The organism is Streptomyces sp. NPDC006339 (genome assembly GCF_040612775.1).
GTDB lineage: Bacteria > Actinomycetota > Actinomycetes > Streptomycetales > Streptomycetaceae > Streptomyces.
In genome coordinates this window covers 35,394-47,714 of sequence record NZ_JBEXQW010000057.1, presented here as the reverse complement: position 1 = coordinate 47,714, position 12,321 = coordinate 35,394, and the positions used below count along the sequence as shown (strand labels likewise).

The 12,321-nt window shown below is 75.6% G+C and carries 6 protein-coding genes and 1 pseudogene; 4 read left to right on the top strand and 3 right to left on the bottom strand.

The features are described from left to right. Positions 1-206 (bottom strand): annotated as a pseudogene (locus ABZ135_RS33085) (hypothetical protein); the annotation flags it as partial. A gap of 144 nt (positions 207-350) precedes the next feature. Between ABZ135_RS33085 and ABZ135_RS33080 the strand changes: the two are divergent. After that, complete coding sequence (locus ABZ135_RS33080) at positions 351-2,840, top strand: LuxR C-terminal-related transcriptional regulator (protein WP_356701098.1); 2,490 nt, start codon at positions 351-353, stop codon at positions 2,838-2,840. A 31-nt stretch (positions 2,841-2,871) separates the two neighbouring features. Here the strand turns inward: ABZ135_RS33080 and ABZ135_RS33075 are convergent, their stop codons facing one another. Then, entirely contained in the window at positions 2,872-3,681 is an 810-nt protein-coding gene (locus tag ABZ135_RS33075; RefSeq protein WP_356701096.1) for a caspase family protein, read from the bottom strand. A 103-nt stretch (positions 3,682-3,784) separates the two neighbouring features. Here ABZ135_RS33075 and ABZ135_RS33070 point away from each other — a divergent pair, with 103 nt between their 5' ends. The 3 genes from ABZ135_RS33070 to ABZ135_RS33060 all read left to right on the top strand — a co-directional run bounded on the left by ABZ135_RS33070 (position 3,785) and on the right by ABZ135_RS33060 (position 11,513). Then, positions 3,785-4,651, top strand: coding sequence for a DNA/RNA non-specific endonuclease (locus tag ABZ135_RS33070; RefSeq protein WP_356701094.1), 867 nt, complete (start codon positions 3,785-3,787; stop codon positions 4,649-4,651). Between the two features lie 195 nt (positions 4,652-4,846). After that, positions 4,847-10,396 (top strand): trypsin-like peptidase domain-containing protein, encoded by a 5,550-nt coding sequence (locus ABZ135_RS33065; protein WP_356701093.1) that lies wholly within the window; start codon positions 4,847-4,849, stop codon positions 10,394-10,396. Positions 10,397-10,409: 13 nt separating this feature from the next. Further along, positions 10,410-11,513 (top strand): serine protease, encoded by a 1,104-nt coding sequence (locus ABZ135_RS33060; protein ID WP_356701091.1) that lies wholly within the window; start codon positions 10,410-10,412, stop codon positions 11,511-11,513. Between the two features lie 54 nt (positions 11,514-11,567). Here ABZ135_RS33060 and ABZ135_RS33055 read toward each other — a convergent pair whose 3' ends face one another. Next, positions 11,568-12,251, bottom strand: coding sequence for an HAD-IA family hydrolase (locus ABZ135_RS33055; RefSeq protein WP_356701104.1), 684 nt, complete (start codon positions 12,249-12,251; stop codon positions 11,568-11,570). Positions 12,252-12,321 lie beyond the last annotated feature (70 nt).

The following is a 12,321-nucleotide window of genomic DNA, read 5'->3' as shown; positions in this document are numbered from 1 at the left end:
CCCACGCCCATCGCCAGGAACGACTCGCCGAGGGCGATCATCAGGATCAGCCCGTGGCGTTCGGCGAAGTGGCCGGGGGAGTTGACCCGCCGCGCGCCGGGGAGGCCGAGGCGCCCGGCGCCGGGACCGGACTCGGATACGAGACGGGGCGGGCCGCCGGCCAGGACGCCGGGCAGCCGGACCAGGGCGGCCACGCCGGAGGGCACTCCGGCACGCCCCTCGGGCACACGTTCCCGCAGCCACCCGGTCCCGTCTCGGGGTGCGCGCACGCCCACGCTGCCACCGGGCTCGGCGTCACCGCGTCCCGGGTCTTCGACGGCCTGCCCGGACCGCAGCGGGCCGCCGTCGCCATGCTGTGCCGGGAGGCACCGCCGGAGGACGGCGGCTGGGACCCGATCGCCCTGCGCCTCGCGCTGGCCGGGATCCTGCGCGCGCTCACCGCCCGGGGCCCCGCGGTGCTCGTCGTCGACGGCGTGCAGCACATCGACCCCGAGAGCGCCGACCTGCTGCGCTTCGCCCTCCACCTGGCGCCGCCGACGCTGCGGGTGATCGCCGTCGAGACGCCCGAGGCATACGCGGCGTACGGCGGGAAGGACCCGCACGACACCCGCCTCTGGGTGCCGTCGGAGGCGGACGTGCTGCTCGTGCCGCCGCTGCACGCCGACGAGATCGCCGAGCTGCTCATCCATCACCGGCTGCCGTCCCGGATGGCCGGCCGCATCCACAAGGCGAGCGGCGGCAATCCGCGGCTCGCGCTGGCCGTGGGCCGTTCGCTGGCCGACGCCCGCACACCGGTGCACCACGCCGAGGCGCTCACGCTGTCCGGGCGGGCCCGGGACCTGGCGCGGCAGTTGCTCGGGGCGGCGCCGCCCGAGGTCCGGGAGACGCTGCTGCTCGCGGCGCTCGCGCTGCGGCCCACCGCGACCCTGGTGCGCCGGGCCGGACGTCCCGACGCGGAGGCGGACCTGGCGGCCGCCGAGCGCGCCGGTCTGGTGTCCCTCGCCGAGGACGGCACGGTCGCCTTCACGGCCGGGCTGCTGCCCTCCACACTGGTGCACGACGCGTGCTGGGCCGAACGCAGCGCCGGGCACGCGGCGTTGGCGCGGGTGGTGGACGATCCGGTGGAGGCGGTCCGGCACCGGGCGCTGGCCACCGACGCGCCGCAGGAGGAGCTGGCCGCCGAGGTCGCCGAGGCGGCGGACCTCGCCCGTCGGCGCGGCAACAGCGCGCTCGCGGCCGAACTGGCCCTGCTGGCGGCCGAGTCGACGCCCGGTTCGCACGCGCAGCGGCGGATCGCCCGGCTGGCGGACGCGGCCGAGGAGGCGGCCCGGGCCGCGCGGGCCGATCTGGCGATGCGGGCGGCGACCGATCTGCTGGCCAGGGACGCGGCGCCCGCCGACCGGGTGCGGGCCCGGCTCGCCGTACTCGACACGGCGGGGCAGGGGTTGACCGGGCTCGACGAGATGTATGTGCACGCCATGGAGGACTCGGAGGGCGACACGGCCCTGCGGGCCGCCGTGCAGTTGCGCCTCGCCGTCAAGTACGTGCTGGCGGACGGTGATCCGGTACGTTCGCGGGCGGCCGCGATGGAGTCGGCCGCGCTCGCCGCGTCGATGGGCGATCCCCGGACGGCCGCCCAGGCCCTGACCGTACAGGCGCGGATGGAGCGGGCGCTCGGTTCGCCGGACGCGGACGCGGTGCTCGCCCAGGCCCGGGCGCTCGAGACGGCGGAGCGGCCGGCCGGCATCCGTAACGCCGCCCAGATCCTGACGATCCGTCACGCGCTGTTCGACGGGCGGCTCGTGGACGCGCGGAACCAGTTGAACGCGCTGCTGCCGCTGGTGCAGCGGCGGGGTTCGGTGGAGGACGCGATCGAGCTGCTGAGCACGCTCGCCGAGATCGAGTCGCGGATCGGGCCGTGCGCGGCGGCCCTGGGGCACGCCGGGCGGTCGCTGGCGATGACCCTGGAGGCCGGGCTGTCCCCCGGGCCCGCCTGGTACGCCCTCGCGCTCGCGGAGACGGCCGGCGGCAGCTTCGCCCGGGCGGCGAGCTACGCCCGGCGCAGCGTGCAGGCGTCGGAGGAGGAGGGCGACCGGGTCTTCCTCTCGCGCAGTCTGTACGCGCTGGGCCGGGTGCAGTTGGTGAACGGTGACGTCGCCGCCGCGCTGGAGACGCTGCGGCGGGTCGAGGCCAACGAGCGGGCGCAGTCGACGGTGGATCCGTCGATGCTGCGCTGGCACGAGGAACTGGCCGAGGCGCTGCTCGCCCACGACGAGGTGGAGGAGGCGCTGGCGGTCCTCGCGGCGGTGCGGCCGGTGGGCGAGCGGCTGGGCCGGACGACGGTGCTGCTGGGCCTGGACCGCGCGTACGCGCTGTGCCAGGCGGCGGAGGGCCGGACGGACGAGGCGGCGGAGCTCCTCGCGGGCACGGCGGCCCGGTTCGCGGAGGCGGAGCTGCCGCTGGAGCAGGGCCGGGCGCTGATGGCGCTGGCCCGGGTGGAGCGGCGCCGGCGGCGGCGCTCGGCGGCGCAGACGGCCCTGCAGTCGGCGGCGGCGGTGTTCGAGCGGGTCGGGGCGGCGCCGTGGCTGGCGCTGGCGACGGAGGCGCCGGCGGGCCCGGCGGGCGAGGGTCCGGTGGGCGAGGAGGCGCTGCCGGCGCTGTCGTCGCTGACGGAGGCGGAGCTGCGGCTTGCCCGGCTGGTGGGTCAGGGTGCCAGCAACCAGGAGGCGGCGGCGAAGCTGTATCTGAGCGTGAAGACGGTCGAGGCGCGGCTGACGCGGATCTACCAGAAGCTGGACGTGCGCTCGCGGGCCCAGTTGGCGACCGCGCTCCGGCCGTAGCTTCGGGTGCCGTGGCGACGGCCGTGCGGTCTCAGACCGTGAACGGGCGTTGGGCGAGGAAGGCCGCCGAGGGTGCTCCGGTGGTGTGGAGGTTGGGGCTCTGGGTGGGCGGCAGCCGGTGCTGGATCGCCCGGTGGAAGGTGCGGTAGTCGCCGCGGAAGGCGCCGTCGTCCCAGACGGCGAGCAGCGCCGCGGTGAAGGCTCCGTTGACGTCCCCGTCGGCGGCGACCTGGTTGTCCTGGCACGCGGAGATCAGGATCACCGGCGGCCCCTGTCCGTCCGCGTAGACGGTGGCGGCCTTGGCGAGCGAGCGCTGGAGGTCGTCGTAGAAGTCGCGGTCGCGGGCGTAGAGCTCGGCCTGCTTCGGCTCGGGCACATAGCGGCCGGTGACGTCGGTGAGGCCGGGGATCTCGATGCTGCTGCCGCTGTGGCAGCAGTCGAAGAAGGTGACGATCCGCACGCCGTGGTCGAAGCGCAGGAACTCCTGGTGGAGCTCGTCGTCGAGGAACTGGCGGTCGTAGAGGACGAGGGTCTCGTCGAGCCGGTCGGGTTCGTCGTCGGGGCCGGTGACGTCGGGGACCTGGCCGCCGTGGCCCGAGTAGGTGAAGAGCAGGATGTCGCCCGCGCCGAGCCGTTCGGCCGCGGCGCGCAGGGCGGCGGTGACCCGCTCGACGGTGCCCTCGGGGGTGAGCAGGACGGTGTCCTCGAAGCCGTTGGCGCGGGCCGTCCTCGCGAGGTCGCGGGCGTCGTTCTCGCAGGCCAGGAGGGTGCCGTCCCAGCCGTCGTAACGGTCGGGGTCCACGCTGTCGAGTCCGACGTGCAGGGAGATTCCGGTGGGCATGGGGCCTCCTCGGCCGGAGTGGGTGGGGCACCGGGGCGGCTGTTCGAGTGGCCTGGGTGTCCGGTGCCGTGGGGCGACCTCCCCCGCGCGGTACGTATATCGTATGAATTCCAGCGATTCCCGGCACGAGCACGACCCGCTCGCCGACCGCACCGGCTACGACGAGGACTTCCTCGGCCCGACGGTGCCGCTCGCGCTGCCGGCCCGCACATCGGTGGAGACGGTGATCCTGCCGTACACCCACTTCACCGTCGTCTTCCGGCCCGACCGGCGGCTGGCCGCGTCGACCGCCGTGTGCATCGAGGGCCGGGAGCTGCTCGACGACGTGCCGAGGGACGACGTGTGGGCGTACGACCCGCGGCTGCCCCGCGAGCAGCAGGCGGGGGACGACGTCTACCGGGACAACAGTCTGGACCGGGGACATCTGGTGCGCCGCCTCGATCCGGTCTGGGGCGCGGCGGCGGTGGCGGGCCGGGCGAACGAGGACACCTTCTACTTCACCAACGCGGCGCCGCAGGCGGACGTGTTCAACCAGGGCAAGCAGGTCTGGCAGGGCCTGGAGAACCACCTCCTCGACCACGCCGCCGCCTTCGACCGCAAACTGGTGGTGCTCACCGGCCCGGTGCTCCAGGACTCCGACCCTCCCTACCGGGGCATCCAGGTGCCGCTGCGCTTCTGGAAGGTGGCCGCGTTCATGCAGGACGGGGCACTGGCGGCGACGGCGTACGTGCTCGACCAGAGCCCGGACCTGAGCCGGGACGCCGATCGGGCCCTGGCCGGAGCGCCCTCGGGCGCACCGCCGCCGCTCGGGCCGTTCCGCACGTACCAGGTGCCGGTCTCCGACGTCGCGGAGATCGCCGAGCTGGAGCTCGGGCCGCTGCCGGACGTGGACCTGATGCCGCTGCTGCGCGCCCCGGAGGAGCGCTGGCGGCGTCTCGAGTCGTACGAGGACATCGCGATGACGGACTGAACGGGCGGCGCGGCGCCACGGAGCCAGGGGCGGTGCACGGCCGCGAGGCCACCGGCGGGGGGCACGGGAGAGGCCCTCACGCGGGGCCGGCCGCGATTGCGACCCCGGGCGCCCGGCGGGACGATGACAGGGTGCAGTCAGGCGTCCCCACCGGCGCGGGGACGCAGCACGCCGCCGCCACCGGGCAGGTGCGTCATGCCGCTCACCGAGACGGAGTGGGGGCTCGTCACCCGCTGGGTGCGGGATCACCTCCTCGACGACCCCGATCCCCGGACCCGGCTGCTCCACACCGCCCTGACCACGGACTTCGTCGCCGATCTGCCGCTCACGCCGGACCCGGACGCGAACGCCCGCCTGATCGTGGGCGCGGCCCGCGGGGACGTCGCCGACCAGCGGCGGCTGCTCGACACGCTGTCCCGCCTGGACGCGCTCGACCGGCTCGACGCCGCCGACACGGCCGACGCCATGGGGCGCGGTAGGGAGGTACGGGCGCTGCTGGCCGAGCTGCGCGAGGACGAGCGGGCACGGCACGGGGCGCGGGACCCGTTCGAGGCGGTCGTGCTGCGGCACGGCACGGAGGTGTTCGTCGACCGGGCCGGACTGCGCGCCACCCTGCGCCGCCTCGTGGCCGACCCCGAGCTGTCGGTGCTGGTGGTGGACGGCGAGCCGGACAGCGGGCGCTCGTACAGCTACCGTCTGATCCGGCATCTGGGGCCGCACTGCGGCTTCCGTCCGGTACGGGTGACGCTGGGGCGGACGTCGACGGCGGCGCGGGTGGTGGAGCGGCTCGCCGCGTTCGTGGCGGATCCGGGTCCGGGGCCGGGGCCGGGTCCGGAGGCCGACGGATTCCCGTTGAACCCGACACGGTTGAACGATCCACTGCCCTCGATCGACGACGCCGTGCACCGGATCGTCGGCCGCGCCACCGCCGCCGAGGACCGCTTCTGGCTGGTCCTGGACGAGTGCGACGCGCTCGACCCCACCTCCGACGTGTGGGACTGCATCGGCAAGCTGGCCCTGGCCGTCTACGAGCACACGCCGGTACGGAGGGACTCCGCGCCCCGGCTGGTGCTCCTCGGCTACTCCACCACGGCGCACCCGCTCCCGTACGACACGCGGAAGAGTGTCTGCCGGGACACGGCGCGGCCGGCGGGACCGGACGAACTGCGGGCGTTCTTCGGCCGCTTCCTCGCCGAGGCGGGGTGGGGTGCATCCGGCCCGGCCCGTCCGTCCGGAGAGTCGCGGGACGCACTCGTGGAGGCGGCGGTCGCGGCGGTCCTGCGCGCGGTGAACGCGGGGGATCCCGCCGAGAGCCGCATGCGCAGGACGTGCACGGCCGTCGAGGACGTCGTACGGCTCGCGCTCACGCTCGCCCCCGGCGAGGACCTCGCCGGCCGGCTGCGCGTCGCCCCGGCCTCGCCCCCGCCACCGAGCGCCGTGCCCGCCCTGCCCGCCCTGCGCCGCGCCTATCGGGAGGCGGCCTGCCTGCTCGACGCCTTCGACCCGGCGACCCTGCGCCTGCCCGGCGAACGCGAGCCCAGCGGCAGAGCCGCCCTGGAACTCGTCGACGACTGCACGGCCCTCGCCGGCCCCCAGCGCTCCACACGCTGGACCCTGCGCCCCGAGATCCGCACGGCCATCCTCCGCACCCTCGCCGGCCCCGAGGCCGCCCTCGCCGGCCTGGCGGCCAACACCGCTCGGGGAGTGGAGGGTTCGGGCGCCGAGCGCGCCGCGCTGGCCCTGCTGAGGGGGGCGCGGAAGGGCCCGGCGACCGGCGCGGTGGCCGGCGCCCCGCAAGGCCCGGCCGGCGCGCGGGCGCACCCGGACGGTGCCGGAAACGCCCTGCTCGGGGCGGGCGACGGGGACGAGGCCGGTGTCGAGGAGCTGACCGACCTGCTGCAGGCCGTGCTGTGGCTGGAGCAGGTGCCCGGCACGGACGGGCTGCTGCCGCGTGCGGAGGACGTGCAGCGTCGTCTGGAGCGCGCTCGGTTGCTGCGACCGCTGCGGCTGCTGGTGCGGAACACCGTCCACGGCCGCTCGCGCGAACTCGACGCGCTGCGCGCGTACATCGCGCTGCCGACCGAGCCCGCCGAGCCGCCGGTGCTCCTGCACGGCATCGGCGGCATCGGCAAGAGCACCCTGCTGGCCCGCTTCCTCCTGGACGGGCTGCGTGAGGCGGCGCCGGACGGATTCCCCTTCGTCTACATCGACTTCGAGCGGCCGACGGTGTCGCTCCAGGAGCCGGCCACCGTGATCGCCGAGGCGGCCCGGCAGCTCGGCGTGCAGTACCCCGCCCGCCGGGCGGCGTTCGACGCCCTCGCCGGCCGGTGCGGGGAGGCGGCCGCCGTGCAGCGCGGCGAACGGGACCGGATCGACGAGCTGTCCCGGCTCTCCGCCACCCGGGCCACCCTGGGCCGTGACTATTCGGCCGGCTTCCACGCCCGGGCCAGCGCCGACGAGCAGGAGCTGGCCCGTGAGCTCGCCACCCTGGTCGCCGGGGCGGTCGCCGCCCCACGCGGCACCATGGAACCGCCGCTGGTGGTCGCGCTCGACTCCTTCGAGGAGGCCCAGTACCGGGGCTCGCCCGTCATCTCCCGCATGTGGGCGGTCTGGACGGCCCTGCGCGCCTCCTATCCGCGCCTGCGGTTCGTCGTCGCCGGACGGGCCCCCATCGATCACCCGGCCCGGGTGATCGCGCCGCGCACCATGGAGCTGACCGAGCTCGACGAGCAGGCGTCCGTCGACCTCCTCATGTCCTGCGGCATCGACGACGAGCCGGTGGCGCGCACGCTGTACGGCCACGTCGGCGGCCATCCGCTCAGTCTGAAGCTCGCCGCGCGCACGGCGCTGTCCCTCGGCACCGGGTCCGACGCGCTCGGCGCGCTGCTGCGGAGCCTGACCTCCCGGCGGTGGCTGCGCGGCAGCGTCGACCGGATGCTCGTCCAGGGCACCCTCTACGACCGGATCCTCCGGCACATCCCCGACCCCGACGTGCGCGCCCTCGTCCAGGCAGGTCTGGCTCTGCGGGTCATCACCCCCGAGCTGCTGCGCGAGGTGCTCGCCGGGCCCGCCGGGGTGGCCGTACCGCACGCCGCCGACGCGGGCCGGCTCTTCGGTCTGCTGGTGTCGCGCCTCGACCTGATGGAACCGGCGGGCCCGCAGGCGATCCGGCACCGGCCCGACCTCCGGTCGATCATGCTGCGGCTGTCCGACGGCGCCCGGACCGATCTGATGCGGGCCGTGGACACCCGCGCGGTGGCCTACTACGCGGCCCGCGACTCCGTCGGCGACCGCGCCGAGGAGATCTACCACCGACTGAGGCTCGGCGAGAACCCCCGTACCGTCGAGGCCCGTTGGCGGCCCGGCGTCGAGAACCACCTGGCGGGCGCGGACCGGGACATGCCGCCCCGGTCGGCGGCGTTCCTGCTCGGCCGGATCGGCGGGCACGTGCCGGACCGGCTCATGGCGGAGGCCGACCAGGAGGACTGGGAGCGGATCGCCGCCCGCGAGGTCGAGGACCTCCTCACCCAGGGCTATCCGGAGGTGGCCGCGCGGCGGCTGGCCGAGCGGCAGCCGTGGACGCCGTGCAGCAGACTGCACGGTCTGCTCGTGGAGACCCTGGCCCGCACCGGGCGCGCCGCGGACGCCCGGGAGACCGCCGAGCGGGCCGTGGACCGGGCGGAGGAGGCCGGCTGCGCGGAGACCCGACTGGAGCTGTTGCAGCTCTCCGCCCGACTCGCGCAGGACGAGGGCGACTTCGCCGACGCGGACCGCGCCCTCCAGGAGGCCGAGGACGTGGCGGCCGGTCTCGGGCTGCCGTACGAGTCGATCGGCGTCCTGGTGGCCCGTTCCCGCCTGGCCGCCGCCGCGCACGCGGACTCCGCGGAGACGGACGCCCGGCTGGCCCGCCGGCTGCGCGGACTGCCCGACGAGGCGCTGGCGCGCCAGCCCACCCTGGCCCGCGCGGCCGCCGTCTCGGCCTGCCGCGTGGACCCGCCGGCGCTGGCGCGCACACTGCGGCTGGTGGGGCTGCCCGGTGACGACGAGGCCGTGGTCACCGCCCTCGCACGCTGGATCGAGACGGCGATGGCGGACGAGCCGCGGCTGCGCGAGCCTTTGGCCCGCATCCTGGAGTCGGCCGCGGCGGGCGCCCGGCCGCCGGGCCCCTCGGGCCTCCCGGCGGCGGCCCCGGCGCCCGACCCGTACGGGGGCGTCCCGCCGCACGCCCGGGTCGAGGAGGCGCTGTGGGAGGCCCGCCGCCTCGGCACCCTGGAGGGTCTGGCCTGGCGGGCGCTGACGCTGAGCGACCGCAGCGGCGCTCTGCTGCGCGGCGTGGCGGAGGCGGTCGACGCCGGCCCGTTCGGCCCCGCCCACGGACACGGCCCCGGATACGGGCACGGGCACGGGAGCGAGTACGGGACCGGCCGCGGTGGCGGTCCCGCGTCCGGAACCGGGGCCGGCGCCGGTCGCGGGCACCCGTACGCGTACGGACACGGACCCTCGTACGGGCGCCCCTGGTACGCGCCGGTGCCCGGCGGCGGCGCGGGCGACCTGGTGGGTGTCACCCCACCGCCCCACCAGGCCCAGGCGGCATGGCGCGAGGAGCCGTATCTGACCGCCGAGGAGCTGCTCGCGGTGGAGAACGCGGCCGTGGAGGCCGGGCTCGCCGACCGGGAGCTGCGCGGCCGGCTCTTCGCGGGCGTCAAGGACCACTTCCGGGCGGCGCTGCCGCCGCGGCCGACGCCGTTCACGCAGATCCAGTCCGACCTGCGGACCATGAACCGGGTCGAGCGGCTGATGGAGGGCGAGGTGCCGCTGGAGCTGTGGCTGCGCAACGCCATCGGCCTGGCCGCGGAGCCGGGCCCGGTCGCCGTCTTCCAGCGGGCCCTCGACCAGGTGGTGCGGGACGCGGCGGGCGAGCCGGAGCTTCCGGCGGAGTTCCTGTCCGCGGAGTTCAAGGAGGACATCGTCGTCCGGGACGACATGGTGCCCTTCGAGTTCCTGCGCGAGGGCTTCCTCGCCGGCGGGGCCGTGGCCCGCGTCACCGTGCCGCCGTACGAGTCGGGGAAGCCGCTGCGGCCCGCGTACCCGCACGTGGGCACCGGCTGGCTGATCGCGCCCGGGCTCCTCGTCACCAACCACCATGTGGTGAACGCCCGGAACGGTGTCGGCGGCGGCCGGAGAAGCGTCGCGGAGGAGGACCTCCAGCTCCAGGCGCGCAACTCGCGCTCGCGCTTCGACTACGGCGCCGACCAGGCCGAGACGGAGGAGGCCACGGCCTCCGGGCTCGTCGCCTGGGACGAGGAACTGGACTACGCCCTGCTGCGGCTGACGGCCGTTCAGCCGGAGCGGCAAGTGCTGCGGGTGGCGGCCGAGCCGTTCGTGGTCCCGGGGAACGACACCCCGGCCGTGAACATCATCCAGCACCCCAAGGGCATGCCGAAGCGGGTCGCGCTGCGCAACAACCTGGTCTACCAGGCGGACGAGCGGAATCTCGCCTACTTCACCGACACCCAGGGCGGCTCCTCCGGCTCCCCCGTCTTCACCGACCGGTGGACGGTGGTCGCGCTGCACCGCGGCGCCCGCCGGATCAGCGGGGTCGAGTACCGGGGCAGGAGCAGCGCGGTCGTCAACGTCGGCACGCAGATGAGCCGGATCCTGGCGCATCTGCGGGAGCAACGGCCCGAGTCGTACGAGGAGATCATGGCGGCGCAGGCGGCGCTGCCGCCGGAACCGGACCTTTGAGAGGTGACGGGAGATGCGGTACGGATCACGGAGCGGCTCGCACAGCGGGTCACCGGTCGCGACCGGACCCGAGCGGGTCTTCGGCGATCTCGGCGAGGTGGCCGCCCGGGTGCGGGCCCGGCTCGAACGGGAGCTGGAGACACCGGAGTCCGCGCAGGAGCTGCCGCCCGGTGCCGCCCCGGCCGCCGAGATCGGGCGCTTCGCGCAGGAGGAGCGGGCCCGGGTCCTGGAGGCGGGCGTCTCCGGTCTGGAGAAGCTGGCCCGCGGCCGGTCGGACGAGATCGACGAGGACGAGTACTTCGGGGTGGAGGCGATCGTCCTCCTGGAGGGCCGGCCCGCGATCCTGGTGCAGGGGCAGGACTTCGCCCCGCAGGAGGGCGACTGGTCGGTGCTCGACGCGGGCCGGGACGCCATCCGCGAGTCGATCGCCCGGGTGGGCCGGGTCGAGGTGACCGGCCACCCGAACCTCGACTGGATCGGCACGGCGTTCCTGGTCGGCCCGGACACGGTGATGACGAACCGGCACGTGGCGGTCGAGTTCAGCCGCGCCGAGGACGCCGGCTGGTCCTTCCGGCAGGGCATGACGGCCCGCGTCGACCCCGGCGAGGAGCTGGCCCCGCACCCTGCGCCCGGCCCGGTGCCGGCCGCCGGCCCCCTGCCGTACGAGATCACCGAGGTGATCGGCGTCCACCCGGACGTCGACCTGGCACTGCTGCGGATCGCCCCGCCCGACGGGGAGCCGCTGCCCACCCCGCTCGCCGTCGCGGCCGACGCCCCGGCGGAGCTGTCGGGCCGGCCGGTGTACGTCGTCGGCTATCCGGCCTGGGACGGGCGGCGCAACGAGCCGGAGTCCATGCGGCGGATCTTCATGGACGTCTACAACGTGAAGCGGCTGCAGCCGGGCATGGCCACGGAGTTCGAGCCCGGCGGTCTGGTCATGCGGCACGACTGCTCCACCCTCGGCGGCAACAGCGGCTCCCCTGTCTTCGACCTCACCGACCACCGGGTCCTCGGCCTGCACTTCGGTGGCCGGTACCGGATGGGGAACGTGGCCGTGGCGCTGTGGGAGCTGCTGGAGGATCCGCTGCTCGCCAAGGCACAGGTCAACTGGGTGTGATCCTGGGGTCAGTCGGGTGGGCGGGGGCTTCGGCGGCCGTGCCGGAGGGGGCGGTCAGGTGGCGCCGAGGAGTCCGAAGACGGGGAGGAGGCCGTTCGGGCGCCGGTCGACGGGGAGGGGGTCGACGAAGTGGACGCGGGCGCCGAGCGCCTGCGCGCCGCCGTCGGCCCTGCGGTCGTCGCCGACCATGAGGGTCTCGGCCGGGTCGAGGCCGAGCCCCTCGCAGGCGAAGCGGAAGATGCCCGGGTCCGGCTTCTGGACGCCCAGCTCGTAGGAGAGGGCGTAGACGTCGACCCATTCGTCGAGGCCGTGGGCGCGGAACACGGGGCGCAGGTCCCAGCCGACGTTGCTGACGACCGCGACCACGACACCGCCGCGGCTCAGTTCGCCGAGGGTGCGGGCGGCGTCGGGGTAGGGGTGCCAGGCTGCGGGGCTCATGTGGCGTTCGTAGAGCGCGGTGGCCAGCGCGGTGTCGGTCACGCCGGCTTCCCGCATGAGGGCGGTGTACACGGTGCGGTGCCGCTCGGCGTCGAGGTCCCGCTCGGCCCAGAGCCTGGCGAGGCGTCCGGGCAGCCGGTGGGGGTTCGAGCCGCCGGGCATCGCGCCGTGGAAGTCGAGCCGTTCCACGGTGCGGGCGAACTCCTCGCCGGCCAGCCGCCTGCCGGTCGCGGCGAGGGCCGCGTCCAGCCAGTGGGCGACGGACTCGATGCGCAGCAGGGTCCCGGAGAAGTCGAACATGACGCCTTTGATCACCCTCCGATCGTACGAACGGCCGCCCGGGAACTCCAGGACCCTCGCCCGCGTTATA

Coding starts and splice junctions, on each gene's coding strand:
- ABZ135_RS33060 (WP_356701091.1), top strand. CDS start 10,410: ATGCGGTACGGATCACGGAGCGGCTCGCACAGCGGGTCACCGGTCGCG.
- ABZ135_RS33075 (WP_356701096.1), bottom strand. CDS start 3,681: ATGCCCACCGGAATCTCCCTGCACGTCGGACTCGACAGCGTGGACCCC.
- ABZ135_RS33055 (WP_356701104.1), bottom strand. CDS start 12,251: ATGTTCGACTTCTCCGGGACCCTGCTGCGCATCGAGTCCGTCGCCCAC.
- ABZ135_RS33070 (WP_356701094.1), top strand. CDS start 3,785: ATGAATTCCAGCGATTCCCGGCACGAGCACGACCCGCTCGCCGACCGC.
- ABZ135_RS33065 (WP_356701093.1), top strand. CDS start 4,847: ATGCCGCTCACCGAGACGGAGTGGGGGCTCGTCACCCGCTGGGTGCGG.
- ABZ135_RS33080 (WP_356701098.1), top strand. CDS start 351: ATGCTGTGCCGGGAGGCACCGCCGGAGGACGGCGGCTGGGACCCGATC.